Source organism: Streptomyces yongxingensis (assembly GCF_055597465.1).
In genome coordinates this window covers 2104803-2123403 of sequence record NZ_CM145717.1, presented here as the reverse complement: position 1 = coordinate 2123403, position 18601 = coordinate 2104803, and the positions used below count along the sequence as shown (strand labels likewise).

The 18601-nt window shown below is 69.2% G+C and carries 18 protein-coding genes; 15 read left to right on the top strand and 3 right to left on the bottom strand.

All coding sequences use genetic code 11. The annotated features are described in order from the left end of the window. The first annotated feature begins 6 nt into the window (after positions 1–6). The 12 genes from ACZ6TD_RS08570 to ACZ6TD_RS08515 all read left to right on the top strand — a co-directional run bounded on the left by ACZ6TD_RS08570 (position 7) and on the right by ACZ6TD_RS08515 (position 10883). Complete coding sequence (locus ACZ6TD_RS08570; RefSeq protein ID WP_471352166.1) at positions 7–1239, top strand: acyl-CoA dehydrogenase family protein; 1233 nt, start codon at positions 7–9, stop codon at positions 1237–1239. Beyond that, a complete protein-coding gene (locus tag ACZ6TD_RS08565; RefSeq protein WP_471352163.1) occupies positions 1236–2012 on the top strand; it encodes an SDR family oxidoreductase in 777 nt (258 codons plus the stop codon). The genes ACZ6TD_RS08570 and ACZ6TD_RS08565 overlap by 4 nt, the downstream gene beginning before the upstream one ends. Then, the gene (locus ACZ6TD_RS08560; RefSeq protein ID WP_471352160.1) at positions 2009–2836 is read left to right on the top strand and encodes an SDR family NAD(P)-dependent oxidoreductase; all 828 of its coding nucleotides are present in this window, start codon (positions 2009–2011) and stop codon (positions 2834–2836) included. The genes ACZ6TD_RS08565 and ACZ6TD_RS08560 overlap by 4 nt, the downstream gene beginning before the upstream one ends. Then, positions 2833–3624 carry an enoyl-CoA hydratase/isomerase family protein gene (locus ACZ6TD_RS08555; protein ID WP_471352158.1) on the top strand — a complete coding sequence of 264 codons (792 nt, stop codon included), beginning with the start codon at positions 2833–2835 and terminating at the stop codon, positions 3622–3624. Before ACZ6TD_RS08560 ends, ACZ6TD_RS08555 begins: the two co-directional genes overlap by 4 nt. A gap of 29 nt (positions 3625–3653) precedes the next feature. After that, positions 3654–4802, top strand: a complete 1149-nt coding sequence (locus ACZ6TD_RS08550; protein ID WP_471352155.1) for an acetyl-CoA C-acetyltransferase — start codon at positions 3654–3656, stop codon at positions 4800–4802. A gap of 90 nt (positions 4803–4892) precedes the next feature. Further along, a complete protein-coding gene (locus ACZ6TD_RS08545; protein WP_471352153.1) occupies positions 4893–5516 on the top strand; it encodes a TetR/AcrR family transcriptional regulator in 624 nt (207 codons plus the stop codon). Positions 5517–5716: 200 nt separating this feature from the next. Next, positions 5717–6091, top strand: coding sequence for a nuclear transport factor 2 family protein (locus ACZ6TD_RS08540; protein ID WP_471352151.1), 375 nt, complete (start codon positions 5717–5719; stop codon positions 6089–6091). After that, positions 6088–6465 carry a nuclear transport factor 2 family protein gene (locus ACZ6TD_RS08535; protein WP_471352147.1) on the top strand — a complete coding sequence of 126 codons (378 nt, stop codon included), beginning with the start codon at positions 6088–6090 and terminating at the stop codon, positions 6463–6465. Before ACZ6TD_RS08540 ends, ACZ6TD_RS08535 begins: the two co-directional genes overlap by 4 nt. Positions 6466–6524: 59 nt before the next feature. Then, positions 6525–6845, top strand: a complete 321-nt coding sequence (locus ACZ6TD_RS08530) for an EthD family reductase (protein WP_471352144.1) — start codon at positions 6525–6527, stop codon at positions 6843–6845. A 91-nt stretch (positions 6846–6936) separates the two neighbouring features. Beyond that, positions 6937–8442: a class I adenylate-forming enzyme family protein gene (locus ACZ6TD_RS08525; protein ID WP_471352140.1), complete on the top strand. Its 1506-nt coding sequence runs from the start codon at positions 6937–6939 to the stop codon at positions 8440–8442. After that, the gene (locus tag ACZ6TD_RS08520; protein ID WP_471352135.1) at positions 8439–9479 is read left to right on the top strand and encodes an MBL fold metallo-hydrolase; all 1041 of its coding nucleotides are present in this window, start codon (positions 8439–8441) and stop codon (positions 9477–9479) included. The genes ACZ6TD_RS08525 and ACZ6TD_RS08520 overlap by 4 nt, the downstream gene beginning before the upstream one ends. Before the next feature lie 156 nt (positions 9480–9635). Further along, on the top strand, positions 9636–10883 hold the full coding sequence (locus ACZ6TD_RS08515; protein WP_471352133.1) for an SGNH/GDSL hydrolase family protein: 1248 nt from the start codon (positions 9636–9638) through the stop codon (positions 10881–10883). Here ACZ6TD_RS08515 and ACZ6TD_RS08510 read toward each other — a convergent pair. After that, entirely contained in the window at positions 10867–11877 is a 1011-nt protein-coding gene (locus ACZ6TD_RS08510) for an AraC family transcriptional regulator (protein WP_471352130.1), read from the bottom strand. The genes ACZ6TD_RS08515 and ACZ6TD_RS08510 overlap by 17 nt on opposite strands. Positions 11878–11977: 100 nt before the next feature. Here ACZ6TD_RS08510 and ACZ6TD_RS08505 point away from each other — a divergent pair, with 100 nt between their 5' ends. Then, a complete protein-coding gene (locus tag ACZ6TD_RS08505) occupies positions 11978–13030 on the top strand; it encodes an MBL fold metallo-hydrolase (RefSeq protein ID WP_471352126.1) in 1053 nt (350 codons plus the stop codon). A gap of 44 nt (positions 13031–13074) precedes the next feature. Here the strand turns inward: ACZ6TD_RS08505 and ACZ6TD_RS08500 are convergent, their stop codons facing one another. Then, complete coding sequence (locus tag ACZ6TD_RS08500; RefSeq protein ID WP_471352123.1) at positions 13075–14190, bottom strand: AI-2E family transporter; 1116 nt, start codon at positions 14188–14190, stop codon at positions 13075–13077. A gap of 73 nt (positions 14191–14263) precedes the next feature. Then, positions 14264–15187 carry an EamA family transporter gene (locus tag ACZ6TD_RS08495; protein ID WP_471352121.1) on the bottom strand — a complete coding sequence of 308 codons (924 nt, stop codon included), beginning with the start codon at positions 15185–15187 and terminating at the stop codon, positions 14264–14266. Between the two features lie 54 nt (positions 15188–15241). Here ACZ6TD_RS08495 and ACZ6TD_RS08490 point away from each other — a divergent pair, with 54 nt between their 5' ends. Both ACZ6TD_RS08490 and ACZ6TD_RS08485 read left to right on the top strand, forming a co-directional pair. Then, the gene (locus ACZ6TD_RS08490) at positions 15242–15766 is read left to right on the top strand and encodes a MarR family winged helix-turn-helix transcriptional regulator (RefSeq protein WP_471352117.1); all 525 of its coding nucleotides are present in this window, start codon (positions 15242–15244) and stop codon (positions 15764–15766) included. A gap of 139 nt (positions 15767–15905) precedes the next feature. Then, positions 15906–18581 (top strand): NACHT domain-containing protein, encoded by a 2676-nt coding sequence (locus tag ACZ6TD_RS08485; protein WP_471352115.1) that lies wholly within the window; start codon positions 15906–15908, stop codon positions 18579–18581. The last annotated feature ends 20 nt before the right edge of the window (positions 18582–18601 follow it).

Here is an 18601-nt window from a genome sequence, read left to right as displayed (position 1 = left end):
GCACTCGTGGATTTCGGACACTCGCCACGGGCGAGCGAACTCCAAGGCCGCATGCGGTCGTTCATGGACGAGCATGTCTTTCCCGCGGAAGCCACGTACGACCGGCAGCTGGCCGAGGCGGACGATCCGCACGCCCTGCCGCCGGTCATGGCGGAGCTAAAGGCGAAGGCGCGCGCCGAGGGCCTGTGGAACCTCTTCATGGCGCACGGCGACTGGGGCGCGGGGCTCAGCAACCTCGAATACGCGCCGCTCGCCGAGCTGGCGGGCCAGTCCATCATCGGCCCCGAGGTGTTCAACTGCTCGGCGCCCGACACCGGCAACATGGAGCTGCTCGCGCTGTACGGCACCCCCGAGCAGCGGGAACGCTGGCTGCGCCCCCTGCTCGACGCCCGGATCCGCTCATGCTTCGCGATGACCGAGCCGGAGGTCGCCAGCTCCGACGCGCGCAACATCCGTACCCGCATCACCCGCGACGGCGACAGCTACGTCGTCAACGGCCGCAAGTGGTACACCTCCGGGATCCTCGACCCCGACTGCGAGCTGATCATCCTGATGGGCAAGACCGATCCGGAGGCGCCCACCTACCGTCAGCAGTCGATGGTGCTCGTCCCCCGGAACACCCCGGGCGTCACGGTCCTGCGTGACCTGCCGATGTTCGGCTACACCGACCGGCTCGGACATGGCGATGTGCTCTTCGAGAACGTCCGCGTGCCGGTGGAGAACATCCTCGGCGGCGAGGGCGAGGGCTTCGCGCTCGCCCAGGGTCGGTTGGGTCCCGGGCGGATGCACTACGCGATGCGCGCCGTGGGCTTCGCCGAGCGCGCGCTGCGGCTGATGTGCGAGCGCGCCACCGAACGCACCGCGTTCGGCGGGCCCCTCGCCGACCGGGGAGTGGTCCGGGAGTGGATCGCCCGCAGCCGCATCGAGATCGAGCAGGTGCGTCTCCTCGTCCTCAAATCGGCCTGGCTGATGGACACCGTCGGCAACGCCGCCGCCCGCATGGAGGTGGCCGCCATCAAAGTGGCGGCCCTGGAGGTCGCGCACAAGGTGGTCGACCGGGCGGTGCAGGCGCACGGCGCGGCGGGGGTCAGCGACGACACCGTACTGGCCCGGCTGTACGCCATCACCCGGGCGCTGCGCATCGCCGACGGCCCCGACGAAGTCCATCTGCGGACGGTGGCCCGCCAGGAACTCGCGCAGTACAAGAAGAAGACCGACCCGACAACGGGGGAAGCATGAGCGCCAACGGCCTCGACGGCAAGGTGGCCGTCATCACGGGCGGATCCCGCGGCATCGGCCTCGGCATCGCCACCGCCTACCGGGCGGCCGGAGCGCATGTGGTGATCGCGGCCCGCAAACCGGCCGGACTCGCCGAGGCGCGCGAGGAGTTGCTGCGCGTCAAGGGCGACGGCGACGTGCACACGGTGGTGGCGAACGCCGGCGAACCGGAGCAGGCCGAGCGGTGCGTCGAGGAGACCATGTCCCGTTTCGGCCGGGTCGACGTCCTCGTCAACAACGCGGCGACCAACCCGTACCACGGCGATCTGCTCGGCCTGGACCTGCCGCGCGCGGAGAAGACCGTCCGCGTCAACCAGTACGGCATGATCGCCTGGACCCGGTGCGCCTGGCGGACCTGGATGGCCGAGCATGGGGGAGCGGTGGTCAACATCGCCTCCGTCGGCGGGCTCGTCGTCGATCCGCACATCGGCTACTACAACGCCACCAAGGCCGCCATGCTGCACATGACCCGTCAGCTCGCCTACGAACTCGGGCCGCGCGCCCGCGTCAACGCCATCGCCCCCGGGCTGATCAAGACCGAGCTGGCGCGGGCGGTGTGGGAGGCCCGCGAGCCGATCCTCACCGCCAAGCTGCCGCTGCGGCGCCTCGGCACGGTCGAGGACGTGGCACACGCGGCGCTGTTCCTGGCCACCGACGCCTCCTCCTGGATGACCGGCCAGACCCTGGTGCTCGACGGTGGCGCGACCGCCCTGCCGATCGGGGTGGAGGGATGACCGCGCCAGGACTCGCCGCTGCGGACGGAGGGACGACCGCGCCGCGGAACGTGCCCCGGCCCGCCACCGAGCTGTTCTCGCTCCGGGGCAGGACGGCCCTGGTCACCGGCGCCTCCGCGGGGCTCGGCGCACGCTTCGCGGCCGTCCTCGCACAGGCCGGGGCCACCGTGTTCGCCGCCGCCCGGCGGATCGAGAAGCTGAACGAACTCGCCGACTCCGACACCCGCATCCACCCGGTCGCCTGTGATGTCTCGCTCGCCGCCGACCGCGCGCGGCTGGCCGGAACGGCGCGGGCCGCCACCGGCCGCATCGACATCCTGGTCAACAACGCGGCCACATCAGGGGAGACCCGCGCCGAGGACGAATCCCCGGACGCCTTCGGCGATGTCCTCGGCGTCAACCTCACCGCCCCCTTCCACCTGGCGCGCCTGGTGGCGGAGGCGCCCGCCGTGGACGGCGATCCGCCCCGGAGCGTCATCAACGTCTCCTCCATCCTCGGCCTGGTCACCGCCGCCCCGCTGGGCGGCGCGAGCTACGCGGCGTCCAAGGCCGGGCTGATCGGGCTGACCCGGGAACTGGCCGGCCAGTGGGGCCCGAGCGGAACCCGCGTCAACGCGCTCGCCCCGGGCTGGTTCCGCACCGAGATGACCGCGGACCTCTTCGGCGACGAGCGCTCCAGCCGCTGGGTCGAGCGCAACACCCTGCTGCGGCGCGGCGGCGGGGCCCATGAACTCGACGGCGCGCTGCTGTTCCTCGCCTCGGACGCCTCCTCGTACTGCACCGGCCAGGTCCTGACCGTCGACGGCGGATGGACCGCCCGATGAGCGTCGGCATCGAGATCGACGACGGCCTCGCCCGTGTCACCCTGTGCCGGGGCGGGGCGGGCAACGCCATCGACCTGGACATGGCACGTGGACTGCTGCACGCGGCGCGGGTCTGCGCCACCGAGTCCGTGCGGGCCGTGCTGCTGACCGGCGAGGGGACGTCCTTCTGCGTCGGCGGCGATCTCGGCGAGTTCTCCCGGCTCTCCGGAGAGCCACTGGAGCGGCACCTCGTCGCGGTGACCGGCGCGCTCCACGACGCGCTGCGCACGTTCGCGGCGGGCGACGCACCCGTGGTGGCCGCCGTGCAGGGAGCCGTCGCCGGTGCGGGCATCGGCCTGGCCGCCTCCGCCGATGTGACCCTGGCCGCCGACGACGCCTCGTTCACCACCGCGTACACCCGGATCGGCTACTCACCGGACGCCGGGGTGAGCTGGTTCCTGCCCCGGCTCGTCGGCCCCAAGCGGGCCCTGGACCTGCTGCTGACCAACCGCCGTATCGCGGCGGCGGAAGCCGAGGCCATCGGACTGGTGAGCCGGGTCGTCGCCGCCGACCGGCTGGGCGCCGAGGCGCTGCGCACGGCCGAGGCGCTGCGCGACGGGCCCACCGCCGCCTTCGGCGCCACCCGCCGTCTCGTCGCCACCGGGCAGACCGCCGACCTCGGCACGCACCTGGACCGCGAGGCCCGTGCGATCGCCGCCGCGGCCGCCTCCGCCGAGGGCCGTGAGGGTGTCACCGCCTTCCTGGGCAAGCGGACGCCCGACTTCACACCCGCCGCCCCCAGCACCTGACTCCTCCCCGAAACCCCTGGAGCCCCACCGTGTCGGAAGCATTCATCGTCGGAGCCGTCCGCACCCCCGTCGGCCGCCGCAAGGGCGCGCTCAGCGGCGTCCACCCCGCCGACCTCGGCGCTCATGCGCTGCGCGCCCTGCTGGAGCGCACCGGGGCCGACCCGGGTGCCGTCGACGACGTGTACTTCGGCTGCGTCAGCCAGATCGGCGCGCAGACCGGCAACGTCGCCCGTACCGCATGGCTGTCGGCCGGGCTGCCCCAGCACGTCCCCGGCACCACCATCGACCGCCAGTGCGGCTCATCCCAGCAGGCCGTGCACTTCGCCGCCCAGGCGGTCGGCTCCGGGACCGCCGATCTGGTGGTCGCCGGCGGGGTTGAGGTGATGAGCCTGGTGCCCATCGCCAGTCCCATGTACGTCGGAGAACAGGCCGGTATGGGCAGCCCGTACGCGGGGGACGGCTGGCGCGAGCGCTTCGGGGACCAGGAGGTCTCCCAGTTCCGAGGGGCCGAGCTGATCGCCGACAAATGGGGCATCTCCCGCTCGGAGATGGAGGAGTTCGCGCTCACCAGTCACCAGCGGGCCCTCGCCGCCCAGGCCGACGGCGCCTTCGACGACGAGATCACCCCGGTCTTCGGGCTCACCGCCGACGAGGGGCCACGCGCCGACACCACCCTGGAGAAGATGGCGGGGTTGAAGACCCTCACCGAGGACGGTCGGCTGACCGCCGCCGTCTCCAGCCAGATCTCCGACGGCGCCGCCGCCCTGCTGATCGCCTCCGAGGAGGCGGTGCGCCGCCACGGCCTGACCCCGCTCGCGCGGGTGCACACCATGGCCGTCGTCGGCTCCGACCCGATCCACATGCTGACCGGTCCGATCCCCGCCACCGAGAAGGTCCTGGACAGGGCCGGGCTGGCGATCGGCGACATCGATCTGGTGGAGATCAACGAGGCGTTCGCCTCCGTCGTCCTCGCCTGGCAGAAGGAGATCGGCGCCGACCCGGAGCGGGTCAACGCCTTCGGCGGCGCCATCGCGCTCGGACATCCGCTCGGCGCCACCGGCGCCCGGCTCATGACCACGCTCGTCCACCAACTGCGCAGGACCGGCGGACGCTACGGCCTGCAGACGATGTGCGAGGGCGGCGGCATGGCGAACGCGACGGTATTGGAGCGCCTTTGAGCACGGCCCCTTCACGTCGATTGGCAACTGAGTTCAGCTTGGGGCTACTCTCGGGTACGGACAAGGTGGACTGCGGCCAGGAGACGAGGCATGGCGACGAGAATCGTTGAACCGGAAGCGGGACCGAGGTCCAAGCGTGCCGCCATCCTGGCGGCCGCCGTCGACTGCTTCGGCGAGACGGGGTTCGAGGCCACCAAGTGGTCCACCGTGGCCGAGCGGGTCGGCATCGGGCAGACGGCGCTGTACCACTACTTCGAGTCCAAGACGCACTGCCTGCTCACCATCATGCGGCTCGAGCTCCAGCGCTCCCACGACAAGTTCACGGAGGCGACCGAGGGCGTCGAGGAGCCGACAGAGGCGCTCCGGGCGGCCGTCCGCGCGGCCTACGACGTCTCGGACCACGAGGTCCTGCAGATGCGGATCCTCCACAATCACATGGACCTGCTCTCCGGCACGCGCAAGTCCAAGCGGGAGGAGGCCGAGCGCGTCGAGGCCCGCAAGCTGGTCCAGCTCGTCGAGCGGAACTGGACGAACCTGCTGGTAAAGGGCATGTCCATGGGGGCGTTCCCGCTCCGGGACGCGCAACTGCTGGGCTCGGGGGTGCTCGGCCTGATCGTCAGCGTCTGGCGGTGGTACCGGCCCTCGGGGCCGACGCCGCTGGCGGAGGTCAGTGAACTGATCGAGGGCGCCTGCGTGCGTATGGTCGCCACGTGATCCCCTGAACGGCCCCCTGTCGCTTCCGGCCCCCGGCGGATATCCGCCGGGGGCCGTTTCGCGTTCTACAGACCCTTGTCAGCCGTGTTTCCCCGGGATTAACATCCAACCTGAATTGAACTGAACTCAGGTTGATCTGGAGGCCGTGGCGGCTCCGGGTCCCCCGAGAGCGCTCGACCGCCAATCGAAAGGGCGCAGTCATGGCGTTGCGCACGTATATGGCCAGTATGGACAGCGACCATCCGGAACGGACGCTGGACCTGCTCGAACCCGACTTCCGATTCCTCATCGCCCTGCCGGGCAAGGAGGTCAGCGGCGAGTCCAAGGAGGACTTCGCCGCGTACATCGCCGGCCGGAATCCCAAGGAACGGTCGCATGAGATCCTGCGCCACAGCCGGGAGGGCGACCTCGAGACCGTGTACGGGGTGGTGACGGAGGGCGGGCGGTACACGGGCTCCTTCCTCTCGGCCGCGGTGATCTCGCCCGGCGGGCTCATCGCGCGCTACCAGTCCTTCTTCACCACCTCGTTCGAACTGGTCGACTGGGCGCGGCAGGGCGACGGGAGCCGGGCATGACGGACACCCCGGCCGCGGCCCCCTTCCTCACCGCGTGGTTCGAGATCCTCGACGGCGACGAGCCGTCCCGTATCCTCGACCTGATCAGCGATGACTTCTCGCTGTCCATCCTGTTCTCCACCGGGGACGGCAACGCCACCGACTTCGCCGGGGACCGCGCCGCTCTGGTGGACTACCTCGAACAGCGTGAGAAGGGCACCCGCACCCACCATCTGCTGTCGGCGACCACGCTCGGCCAGGACGAGCTCTTCCTGGGCGAGGTACGACGCGCGGGCGTCCCCGAGGCCAGCTTCGTCGCCGCCGGGCGGGTGAACGGCGAAGGCCGGCTGTGCCGCCTGCTGATCGGGCGCTCGTCCGAGGTCCGCTTCACCTGACCGGTACCGGACCCACCCACTACCGACATTCCCTCGACCCCGTGTGGAGTAGCACTGTCATGTACAACCTCGTCCTGCTGGCAGCCCGGCCTCCGGAGTGGACGCATGAACAATTCATCACGTGGTGGCGCGGCGACCACGCGGAGCTGACCTACCGCCTGCCCGGGCTGCGTGCCTGGCGCCACACCGAGATCGACGCCGCTCTGGAGCCGCGTTCCGAGGGCTGGGACGGGATCTCCGTGCTCGGCTTCGACTCCCCCGAGGATCTGAAGAAGGCCCTCGCGAGCCCCGAGTGGGCCGATGCCGTCGCCCAGGTCGGCGACATGAAGGGCCGCCGGATCGCGGTCATGGGGCACGAGGCGGAGATGTTCACCGCCTGAGCACTCCGGGCCGTTCGGTCCCGGTCCAGCGGCGGGTCAAGCACCGCGGCGTTCGATAAACGGAGTTCGGCACAGCGCAACGAGGGGCCAGATGCGACAGGTAGTGCGGGAGTTCCAGCAGCAGGCGGACGAAGCCGACTTCGTCGCCGTGATCGACGACACCGGCAGCCATACGGCCAGGGAGCTGCTCGAGGAGGCCGTACGGCTGGCCGAAGCGCTGTCCGCCGACGCGGCCGACGGATCGATCGGCACAGTCCTGGTCCAGGCGGACAACTCATGGCGCACCGTGGCCGCCACCCTCGCCGTGGGCCTGCGGGGCGGGGTTCTCGCGGTGGTCAATCGGCACACCACACCCGCCGAGTTCGCCGCCGCATGGGAGGACATCCGCCCGGACGCCGTCGTCGCCGAGCCCTCGGCGATGGACGAGTGGACGGTACGCACCCGGCTCCCCGGCCCGGCGCGCACGGTCCTCGACGGCTGGAGCTGCCGGTCCGCACCCCACCAGCGCGAGGTGGCGCGGTGGTCGGGCGGCGTCCTCATCGGCCTGACCTCCGGCTCGACCGGGCGGCCCAAGGGCGTCGTACAGTCCGAGCGGGCCCTGCGGTACGCCGCCACGAGCACCGTCGCCATCAACGGCCTGGCGCCGGGCGACGCCGTCGCCGCGATCGTGCCGCTGTCGTCCACCGCGGCGTACTGCTTCGGGGTCTATCTCTCCCTCCTGCTGCGCGGGCCGCTCGTCCTTACGGGTAAGTGGGACCGGGCGGTCGCCCTGCGGCGGATGGCCGACGCGGGCGTCCGCTGGACCATGTGCGTACCGACCATGGCGTTGCAGATGGGCGCCGAGGCGGCCGGATCCGGCATCCTCCGGGGCGTCCGGTCGATCACCGTGGGCGGCGGGCCCATGGACCGCGGCGCACTGGCCCGGGCCGAGCGGTCCCTGGGCACGAGGATCCTCCGCGTCTTCGGCATGTCCGAGTGCCTGGGCCACACCTCGCCGAGCCCCGACGACCCCGAGGAGATCCGGCTCGGCAGGGACGGCCGCCCCTTCCCGGGCACGGACGTGCGCGCGCTCACCCCCGACGGCCAGGTGGCCGGTCCGGGGGCGACCGGCCGGGCGCAGGTCCGCGGCCCCTCCCTCTTCCTCGGGTACGCCCGCGAGGGCAGGACCGAACCACCGGCGCTGACGGAGGACGGCTACCTGCCCACCGGCGATCTGCTGATGACCCACGAGGACGGCACCATCAGCGTGATGGGCCGCGAGAAGGACATCATCATCCGGGGCGGCCGCAACATCGACATCACCGAGATAGAGCGCGCGGTCGCCAGTCATCCGCGCGTGGCCAGGGCCTGTGTCACGCCGGTCCCCGACGATGTCCTCGGCGAACGCGTGGCGCTGCTCGTCGTCGCCGAGGACGGTGGCGGCGTCGAACTGGCCGAGGTGACCGGCCATTTGGAGAGCGTCGGGCTGTCCAAGACCAAGTGGCCCGAGTACGTCTACGACGTCGAGGAGCTGCCCCAGACGAAGGTCGGCAAGCTCGACCGGGGCGGGGCCCGGGACCTGGCCGTCAGGCTGCACACCCGCGAAGGAGGATCATGACAGCGCGGTTCGACCAGGCTCCATGGGCGGCGGCCGGAGTCCAGACCGTACAGCCCGGGGTGCACCGCGTGCCGCTGCCGCTGCCCAACGACGGCCTGCACGCCGTGAATGTCTACCTCCTGGAGGATCTGGACGACGACGGCGGTATCGTCATGATCGACGGGGGCTGGGCGATCCCCGAGGCGCGCAAGACGCTCGAGGAGGCCCTGGCCGCCATCGACCGTGACCCCGGCGACATCAGCCACATCCTGGTCACCCACATCCACCGCGACCACTACACCCAGGCGGTGGAGCTGCGCCGGTTGCTCGGCTCGCGCGTCTACCTCGGCGCGGGGGAGCGCCCGGGCCTGGAGATGCTCGACCGGCTGCGCAGCGACCAGCCCGTCGGATCGCTGCGGACCCTGCGCGCGGCGGGCGCCGGGGAACTCGCCGACCGCATCGAGGCGATGGACCACGGCGGCTACGACCCGGGTGTGTGGGAGGCCCCCGACCACTGGCTGCACGCCGGAGCCCTCCGCTTCGGCGACCGCGAGCTGCGGGTCGTGCCCACTCCCGGTCACACCAAGGGCCATGTGGTCTTCCTGGACGAACAACGGGGGCTGCTGTTCTCCGGGGACCACGTCCTGCCGCACATCACCCCGTCCATCGGCTTCGAGCTGGCCGAGCCGGGCGGCCACCCGCTCGCCGACTACCTGGACTCGCTGCGGCTGATGACCCGCTACGCCGACGCCCGCCTGCTGCCCGCCCACGGACCGGTCGCCGACTCCACCCATACCCGGGTCGCCGAACTGCTCGCCCACCACGACGACCGGCTGGCCGGGAGTCTGGCGGCGCTGGGCGAGGACACGCTCGACGCCCACGCGGTGGCGCGGAAGCTCGCATGGACGCGCCGGGCAGTGCCCTTCGGGGAGTTGAGCCCCTTCAACCAGATGCTCGCGGTCCATGAGACGGCCGCGCACCTGGATGTCCTCGTGCTGTGGGGGCGGGTGGCGGTGGCCCGCGCCGACGGTGTGCGGCAGTACACGCGCGTGCGATGACGACGCCGTACGTCTCCCGTATAGATCCGATGACCAGGGGGTGACGAGCGGCTAATCCCGGGCAGTTTGGCGTTCTCTCTCGACAGCCGGGTCGGAATTGCGTATCAATTCATCCGATCACTGAACTGAACCATCGAGAGAAGGAAAGGCCGCTTCATGCAGAGACCGGGCTTACCCACACGCGCCCTCGGCCTCCTGGCCGCGACCGCCGCTGCCCTCGGGGCCTTCCTGGCCACCGGAACCGAGTCCTACGCCGCCCAGTCCGCCGCCCAGCCCGCGACGCCCCCCGCCCCGCGCTCCTCCGTCGTCACCTGGGCCTCCAGCGCCTACCCGGCGGGAACCGCCGCCCAGGACCTGACCTACCGGTTCGTCGTCCACACCAGCGTCGGCGGCCGGGACCTGCGCATCCGGCTCTCCAACGCCTACGGCGACCAGCCGGTGACCTTCGGCCACGCCTACGCCGGTGTACGCGAGTCCGGGGCGGCGGTCGTGCCCGGCAGCAACGGACGGCTGACCTTCCGCGGCGCGTCGTCGGTGACCGTACCGGCGGGCGGCGTCGTGTACAGCGATCCGCTGCCGGGCCGCGTCCAGCCCCAGTCGGACCTCGCGATCAGCCTCTACGTGCGCGGTGCGGGCACCCTCGCGACCGGCCACAAGGGGGCCCGTGCGACCTCGTACGTCGCACCGGTCGGCGACCACGCCGCGGAAGAGGGCGCCGCCTCCTACTCCCAGCAGATCACCTCCTGGTACTACCTGGACGCCGCCGTCGTGCGACCCCGGCCCGGCACCGGCGCCGTCGTCGCCTTCGGCGACTCGATCACCGACGGCTCCGCCTCCACTCAGGACACCAACCGCCGCTGGCCGGACTTCCTCGCCCGACGGCTGCTGGCCGAGCCCCGCTCACGGCTCAAGGGCGTCGCCAACGAAGGCATCTCCGGCAACAAGATCCTCGCCGACGGCTCGGCCGAGAGCGCGCTGAAACGACTCGACCGGGATGTGCTCTCCCAGGCCGGTGTGCGCACGACGATCCTGCTGGAGGGCATCAACGACATCAAGGCCACGCCCGGCCCCACGGCCGACGACCTCATCGCCGGCTACCGGCAGATCATCGCCAGGTCCCACGCGCGTGGCGTGTGCGTGGTCGGGGCGACCGTCATGCCGTACGAGGGCTGGCGGGAGTACGAGGCCGTCGACGAGACGGTCCGCCAACAGGTCAACGCCTTCATCCGCACCAGCGGCGAGTTCGACGCGGTCGTCGATTTCGACAAGGCCGTCAGGGACCCCGCGGCGCCCACCCGGATGCTCCCCGCCTACGACGGCGGCGACCACCTCCACCCCAATGACACCGGTATGCGGGTCATGAGCGACGCCATCTCGCTCCGCGCCCTCAGCTGCGACCGCTGACCCCCTGACCTCGTCCACCCAGGCCCCCGGCCCGCGCCGGGGGCCCGGCACCTCCTTCGGCTGGTGGCTGGTCGGCCGGTGCTCGGCCCGCGGCCTTGCGGTACCGCCCCGGGGTGGTACCGAACTCCCGCTGGAAGGCGTGTGAGAGTGCGTACGGGCTGCCGTAGCCGACCCGGCCGGCGATGGAGGCCAGGGTGTCCGAAGTGTCCCGGAGCAGGGTGGCGGTGAGAATGATGCGCCACCACGTGAGGTACGCCATCGGAGGGCGCCCGACCAGGGTGGTGAACCGGCGCGCCAGAGTGGGGCGGGAGACGTTCACCTCCGCGGCCAGGCGCTCGGTGGTCCACGGGGCGGCCGGATCCGAGTGCAGCGCCCGTAGCGCGGCGGCCGTCACCGGGTCACCCAGGACGCGGGGCCAGGCTCCGCTGGTGGCCTCGGCCATCCAGGAGCGGATCATGTAGACGAGGAGCAGGTCGAGCAGGTTCGGCAGCGCGATGCAGGAGCCGGGCCGGCTCTCGTCCAGTTCACCGGCGAGCAGGTCGATCGCGGCGCGCAGCTCGAGGTGGCTGCCCACGCGGCTGGGAAGGTGGACGACCTGGGGCATCTCCGCGAGAAGCGGGTGGATGCGGCTGCAGTCGAGCCGGTACTGGCCGCAGAGGATCTCCGTCTCGCCGCGCTCGGGCCGGACTCGCGGTCCCGTCCCCGCGAGCGATTGCCCGAGCGGCATCGCACTCTCCGCCGCGGTCGCCGCATCGGTCGAGTAGTCGGCGAGCACATGGCCTGTGCCATGGGGGAGCAGCACCGCGTCACCCACGCCGAGGGACACCGGGTCACCGCCGTCGGGCAGCAGCCGGCAACCGCCTTTGAGCACCACGTGAAAGCCCGCGCCGCCGAACGGGTGAAGCCGCGTGCACCCACCGCCGTTCATCCGCAACCGGTGGGACGAGGGGTGCCCCAGACGCATGGCGGAGATCGCGTCGCTCACCACATCCATGCATGCAGAGTATCTTCCGTATGAGGCGTGAGACGGATGCGTATCTCAGTGAGCCGGATGCGCATTGAGAGGCTCTTGCGGCCTTCCTAGGGTCGAGCGCATGACGAACGAGAGTGTGCACCGCATGGTGCTGGGCGATGTCGAGGTCATCCGGGTCGTGGAGTGGCAGGGCCCGTTCGTGCCCGTCTCCGACCTGGTCGCGGAGACCGCCGGCGAGGTGTGGCAGGACAATGAGGACTGGCTGGTACCGGACCACTGGGAGCCGGATACCGACCGGATGGTGGTGGCGCTGCAGACCTGGGTGCTGCGCAGCGGCGGGCGGACCGTCCTGGTCGACACCGGAGTGGGCAAGGGGCGCGAACGGCCGGGCTCACCGCCCTTCCACCACTGGCAGGGCGATCTTCTCGGCTGCCTGGCGAAGGCCGGTGTCCGCCCGCAGGACGTCGACGTCGTCGTCAACACCCATCTGCACATGGACCATGTCGGCGGGAACACCGTCGAGGCGGACGGGGAGTGGATACCGGCATTCGCCCATGCCCAGTACCTCATCCCGGCCGCCGACGACTTCCACTTCGGTCCGGACGGCGGATACGGCAACGGCTCGCAGGCGGACGGCCGCCTGATCTACGAGGACAGCATCGCGCCCCTCCACCGGGCCGGACAGGCCGTGCGGTGGGACGGCAGCCACCGCATCGACGAGCACCTCACCCTGGAGTCGGCGCCCGGCCACACCCCCGGCTCGTCCGTGCTGCGGCTCGCCTCCGGCGGCGACCGGGCCGTCTTCGTCGGAGACCTGCTGCACAGCCCGGTGCAGATCCTCCAGCCCTGCTGCAACAGCAACGCCTGCCTGGACTCGGAACAAGCAGTGGCGAGCCGCCTGCGCGTCCTCCAACGCGCGGCCGACCAAAGGGAGTTGCTTGTTCCCGCACACTTCGCCGGTGCCGCGGGTGCCGTGGAGGTCCGGCGGAGAGGCGGCGGGTTCACCCTGGGCCCATGGGCAACGGGGTCGCCGTCGGGTTCCGCGGACGCCAACTGGTCACGCTCTACGGGCGGGAGTTCTGCTGTTCCAGCGGCTCGTCCGCCCCAGGATGCCGGGGGCATGGCCCTCGGCGCACACCCGGCCGGCAGCGCCCGATGCGCTTGCCGGCGCTGACGCGCCGGCGCCGGGGGCGGACGCCGGGGGCCGACGCCGAGGGGCTACGACACGACAGCGCCACCGGCGTGCTGCTCGTTGCTCTCCGCCTCTTGTGGCGGATGGCTGAGCTGCTCGCGCAGGTAGTTCCAGACCACCGCGATCAGCGCGGCCACCGGTACGGCGAGCAGACTGCCCACGATCCCGGCCAGGCTGCCGCCCAGTGTCACCGCCAGCAGGACCACCGCCGCGTGCAGGCCGAGCCCGCGGCTTTGGATCATGGGCTGGAACACATTGCCCTCCAGCTGCTGCACCACGACGATGATCGCCAACGCGATCAGCGCGTCCGTCGGGCCGTTGAACACCAGCGCGATGAGCACCGCGACCACACCCGCGAACAAGGCCCCCACGACGGGAATGAACGCGGAGATGAAGGTCAGGACCGCCAGCGGCAGCACCAGCGGTACACCCAGAGCCCACAGCCCGAGTCCGATGAGGATGGCGTCGAGCAGGCCGACCAACGCCTGGGAGCGCACGAAGGCGCCCAGCGTGTCCCAACTGCGCGCGGCCACGGCGGGGATGTCGGTGGCGAGCCGACCGGGGAGCTGACGGGCGAGCCACGGCAGGAACCGCGGGCCGTCCTTGAGGAAGAAGAACATCAAGAAGAGCGCCAGGACGGCGGTGATCACACCGTCGACCACAGTGCTCACCCCCGCGACGACAGCGGTGACCAAGCTGCCGGCGCTGCTCTGCAACCGGGCGGCCGCGGTGTCGGTGGCCTGCGCGATCTGGGCATCGTCGATGTTCAGCGGCGGCCCGGCGGCCCATTCACGCACCTGCTGGATGCCTTCGGCCACACCGTTGGCCAGTTCACCGGACTGGGACGCCACCGGTACCGCGATCAGCGCCGCGATACCCGTGGCGACCAGGAGGAACAGCAGGGTCACGACCGAGGCGGCCAGCGCGGGAGGCCACCCGCACCCGCGCAGAAAGCGGGCCAGGGGCCAGGTCAGCGTCGTGAGGAGCAGGCCGACGACGAGCGGCCAGATGACCGACCACATCTGACCCAGGGCCCACAGGACCACCGCGGCCATGACGAGGATCAGAAGCAATTCGAGGGAGATGCGCGCCGATACGCGGAGCGCGGCGCGGGTTTTCGTTGAACTCAACGTGCGTGGCATGGGGCCACCCGTACCTCATACGTGCTGCCCAGCGCTGCTTTTCAGGCACACCCTAGCCAAACTCCCAGTGTCCTCACCGGGGTTGGGAGGGTGAGGAATCCCGCGCGGGGTGCCGGTGAGAGCCAGGTTGAGCGGGCGTCCGGCCGGTGCCACGTCGGCCCGCGCGGGTGGGCCGGCCGAGGACGACTCCGGCCAGGACCAGGACCAGTCCGCACAGTTGCTGAACGGTCAGCACCTCCGTGGCGACCGTCGTGCCGAGCAGCACGCCCGTGACGGGGTTGAGCAGCCCGATCAGACCCACGGTCCCCGCGGGCAGGTGCCGCAGCCCGGTGAACCATGCGGTGAAGGCCAGCGCGGTGGCGGCCAGGGAGACGTAGCCGAAGGCGACGAGCGCCGGTGTGGAGAGCGCGGGCGGAGGGCCCTCCACCACCGCGGCGGCCGGAAGCAGGAACAGCCCTCCGGCGGTCAGCTGCCAGGCGGTCGAGGCGAGCACATCAGTATCGGCGCTCCACCGCTTGGTCAGGATGTGACCGAAGGACGACACCAGCATGGCGGCGGCCGAAGCGAGAACTCCCGGCACGCTCACCCCTTCCACTCCGGTGAGCAGCATGAGGCACACCCCGGCGAGCCCGACCACCGCACCGGACAGGTGCGCGGTGCGGGGCCGCTCGGACACCAGGGGCCAGGCGATGAGCGTCATCGTCAGCGGGGACACCGCCATGACGGTCGATGCGACGCTCGTCGGCAGCAGTTGGGAGGCGACGTAGACGAGGACGAAGAACACACTCACGTTGAGCGATCCCAGCACCGCGGACCGCCACCACCACGCACCGTGCGGCCGACGCCACCCGCACAACGCCAGCAGGACGAGCCCCGCGGGCAGCGCCCGCAGAGCGGCCCCGTACAGCGGGCTCGCGGCGGGGAGAAACTCGTGCGTGACGAAGTAGTTGGCTCCCCACGCCACCGGCGCGACCGCGGTCAGCGCCACCCAACGCATATTAGCTTCCATGGAAGACAAATATAGCTTCCCGGGAAGCTATATTTGTCTTCCATGGAACATCGGCAACCGCTGGACCGCGTGGCCCGCATCCAGGCCGACTGGCGCCGCGAACGGCCCGACGTCGACACCTCTCCGCAGGGAGTGATCGGCCGACTGCACCGCCTGGCCGGTCGGCTCACCGAAGAACTCTGCCGCGTATACGGCCGCTACGACCTCAGCGAGGGGGAATTCGACGTCCTGTGCGCACTGCGCCGCGCCGGCGAACCCTATGAACGCGCTCCTGGCGAGCTCGCCGCGCACACCATGGTCACCACCGGCGCGATGACCAAGAGGATCGACCGCCTCGAGCGAGCCGGACTCGTCACCCGCCGCCGCTCGGACGACGACCAGCGTGGCAGGATCGTCGCCCTCACCGGACCCGGACGCGAACTGATCGACCAGGCGTTCACCGACCACATGCGCAACGAACGCCACCTGCTGAATCTCCTGACGCCCGCGGAGGCCGAGACGCTCGAAGCATTGCTCACGACCTGGCTCTCCCGCCTGGAGGACCCGCGTCCGCCCCGCCACGGGTAAGTTCACTCATTTGTGTGAAATCTGTGCGGCAAATTGCAGTCTTTGCGAGTGATCGTGTAGATGACGGAATCGGTGCCAACTGGAGCCGGTGGGTCGTGCCGTGCTCTACGCTGGTTCTCTCGTATACCTGGGGGCATGGGTGGAACCTGCAGCTATTGGTGCTCGATTAGCTTCGAGTGTCGTATTCCCGCTGGTCAGGAGATTGTTCGTCTCGGAGAGTGCTGGGGCGGGGCTGGTCGACAAGCCCGTGCGTGTCTCAGGACTGGTGTCGTTCAAAGGTGAGAAGCGCACCCTGTCCGACCGCGAGTTACAGAAGATCGCTGACGAGTTGGTGCGGCGCGCCGCTCAGTCCACCGGAGTCGAGGGGCGGATCCCGTCCTATGAACTGCGCGCGGTGGCTCACGCGGTAGCTGACTCCTTGCGTGCCATTGGTGATCTGGACATGGACGATGTGCAAGCGGTAAGCCTTGGACATTTAGCGTTGTCGCAACGTCTCAGATCCCAAAGCCCGACTGCGACTCTTGGGTTGTCAAGCGACGCGATCACTCTGCATGCAGGTGTCATGGACACTGCTTGCCTCCATGTACTGCACTTCTTCACGCAGCGGTCTGAATTCGTGCCGAGAACGCTGGTTGAACAGAGCCGTCGGCTCGATGACCTGCGAGCGAAGGTCGACGCATTACTCTTCCGGGCTCCCTCGCCGGCGGACAGCCCCTTCGAAGATCGTTATGCGGCATACATCATGTCGAAGTACGGCAAGTTGACCATTTTCGGGCTTGATCTTCCCGGCATGTCTGCTGTCTGGCCTTTGGATGCTGCCTATCTGAGCTTGGACGCTGCATCCAGGGGTGCCAGCGATGTTCCTTTGCTGCTTCCTGCCGATCATGTATTGGAGGGACGTAACCGAGTACTCCTCAGGGGTGTTGCCGGATCCGGGAAAACGACTCTTGTGCAGTGGCTCGCGGTCACCGCGACCCAAGAGGAGCCTGACGAGCACCTGCTCTACGTATGGGGACTTGTGCCATTCGTGCTTCCGCTGCGGGCGCTTACCCGAGACGGAGCGTCATTCCCTACCCCGGACCAGTTCCTTGCGGCAGTGGGCTGCCCCCTGGCAAAGCTTCAGCCAACGGGATGGTTTGATCGAGTTTTGACCTCGGGTCGTGGCTTGATCCTCATCGACGGCATGGATGAGGTTCCAGAGAATGAGCGAGAGGGGGCACGGCGATGGTTGCAAGATCTTCTCGCTGTCTACCCCAAGAACCGTTGGCTCATTACGTCGCGGCCTTCTGCGGTTCGGGAGGAGTGGCTGGCCGACGAGGGGTTCATCGAACTGGATATGGCTCCGATGAGCCGAGACAACGTGGCATCCTTCATCAAGCGATGGCATAAGGCGGCCGGTATCGGCGATCAGTATGCCCCGGAACTGATCGGAGAGGTGCAAGCCAAGCAGGCCCTTGGCCGGCTCGCAGCCAACCCTCTTATGTGCGCACTTATTTGTGCTCTGCACCAGGATCGGCGCGGCTACCTCCCTGATGGTCGAAAGGAACTCTACGATGCGGCGCTTTCCATGCTTCTCTCGCGCCGTGACCGTGAGCGCGCCATCTACAAACCCGGGATGATCCGCATCGGTGAAGCTCATCATATTCAGCTCATTCAGAAGCTTGCTTACTGGATGATTAGAAATGGTCGAGTGGAGATGGGCCGAGATGATGCCGTGGACTTGCTGGCGCAATCTCTTCCGGCAATTCCGCAGGTTGCCGAGCAGGGGTCGCCAGAGGAAATTTATCGGCACTTGTTGGTTCGGAGCGGCCTGTTGCGTGAACCAAGCATCGGGTCAATGGATTTTATTCACCGCACCTTCCAGGACTACTTGGGGGCGAAGGCCGCCGTCGAGGGCCTTGACTTCGATTTCCTCATCTCCAATGCTCATCTCGACCAGTGGGAGGACGTGATCAGGATGGCCGTTGCCCATGCCCGACCGGCCGAGCGAGTTCGACTTCTCAATGGTCTGTTGGAGCGAGGCGACTCATCGATGGACGGTCGTCATCGATTGCATCTGCTAGCGGCCGCCTGTCTGGAACATGCTACCGAGTTGGAGCCATCTGTCAGAGATGCGGTGCAAAAGCGTGCTGCCGCTTTGATTCCTCCCCGCTCGGCAGAGCAGGCGCGAGCATTGGCAGACGTGGGCCCAGTTGCTCTGGAATTGCTGCCTGGTCCGCAAAATCTGCAAAATAAGAATACATCCACCGAGGACACAACCGAGGACCAAAAGGCGTCGAACGAAGACTACTTTACGGTTCTAGCGGCCGCGCGTATTGCAACCGATGCGGCGATTCCTGTTCTGGCGCGTTACAGAGGCCACAAGGATCTGCGTGTGCGAGCCGAGCTAGTCCGAGTGTGGGGGAGATTTGACACCGCTCACTTCGGGGAAGAAGTGGTGGCATATCTTGACGAGTCGAATCTGTACTTTCCGGTTTCGAACAAGCGAGAACTGCGAGAATTGCAGAGATATGGAGGCAGGGCTCGGATCAAGGTTATCGGGGATATTTCCCAAGAAGATCTCATGGATGCAATGTCGCCTGGTAGGCTGACCCATTTATGGGTGGCTGTGGATGTCGGGTGGACTTGGGAATGGCTTTCCATATTCCCTAATCTTGGGGTGCTGACGCTGGAAACCTCTCCGGTGAGCGTTGACGTGACATCGCTGGCAGATGTGCGGTTGCGTGAGGTTCGAGTGCCGACGGGAGTAGCGATCCTCGGCTCCGAGAGCCTGTCTCCGGCCGTTAAGATCGTCTCGGAGGACCTCATGGGGTAGGAGTCGCTTCTCCCGGGTCG

Excerpts from the sequence above, each read along its gene's own strand:
- ACZ6TD_RS08565 (WP_471352163.1), top strand. The coding sequence starts at position 1,236 with ATGAGCGCCAACGGCCTCGACGGCAAGGTGGCCGTCATCACGGGCGGA.
- ACZ6TD_RS08560 (WP_471352160.1), top strand. The coding sequence starts at position 2,009 with ATGACCGCGCCAGGACTCGCCGCTGCGGACGGAGGGACGACCGCGCCG.
- ACZ6TD_RS08555 (WP_471352158.1), top strand. The coding sequence starts at position 2,833 with ATGAGCGTCGGCATCGAGATCGACGACGGCCTCGCCCGTGTCACCCTG.
- ACZ6TD_RS08545 (WP_471352153.1), top strand. The coding sequence starts at position 4,893 with ATGGCGACGAGAATCGTTGAACCGGAAGCGGGACCGAGGTCCAAGCGT.
- ACZ6TD_RS08540 (WP_471352151.1), top strand. The coding sequence starts at position 5,717 with ATGGCGTTGCGCACGTATATGGCCAGTATGGACAGCGACCATCCGGAA.
- ACZ6TD_RS08535 (WP_471352147.1), top strand. The coding sequence starts at position 6,088 with ATGACGGACACCCCGGCCGCGGCCCCCTTCCTCACCGCGTGGTTCGAG.
- ACZ6TD_RS08530 (WP_471352144.1), top strand. The coding sequence starts at position 6,525 with ATGTACAACCTCGTCCTGCTGGCAGCCCGGCCTCCGGAGTGGACGCAT.
- ACZ6TD_RS08525 (WP_471352140.1), top strand. The coding sequence starts at position 6,937 with ATGCGACAGGTAGTGCGGGAGTTCCAGCAGCAGGCGGACGAAGCCGAC.
- ACZ6TD_RS08520 (WP_471352135.1), top strand. The coding sequence starts at position 8,439 with ATGACAGCGCGGTTCGACCAGGCTCCATGGGCGGCGGCCGGAGTCCAG.
- ACZ6TD_RS08515 (WP_471352133.1), top strand. The coding sequence starts at position 9,636 with ATGCAGAGACCGGGCTTACCCACACGCGCCCTCGGCCTCCTGGCCGCG.
- ACZ6TD_RS08510 (WP_471352130.1), bottom strand. The coding sequence starts at position 11,877 with ATGGATGTGGTGAGCGACGCGATCTCCGCCATGCGTCTGGGGCACCCC.
- ACZ6TD_RS08505 (WP_471352126.1), top strand. The coding sequence starts at position 11,978 with ATGACGAACGAGAGTGTGCACCGCATGGTGCTGGGCGATGTCGAGGTC.
- ACZ6TD_RS08500 (WP_471352123.1), bottom strand. The coding sequence starts at position 14,190 with ATGCCACGCACGTTGAGTTCAACGAAAACCCGCGCCGCGCTCCGCGTA.
- ACZ6TD_RS08495 (WP_471352121.1), bottom strand. The coding sequence starts at position 15,187 with ATGCGTTGGGTGGCGCTGACCGCGGTCGCGCCGGTGGCGTGGGGAGCC.
- ACZ6TD_RS08490 (WP_471352117.1), top strand. The coding sequence starts at position 15,242 with ATGGAACATCGGCAACCGCTGGACCGCGTGGCCCGCATCCAGGCCGAC.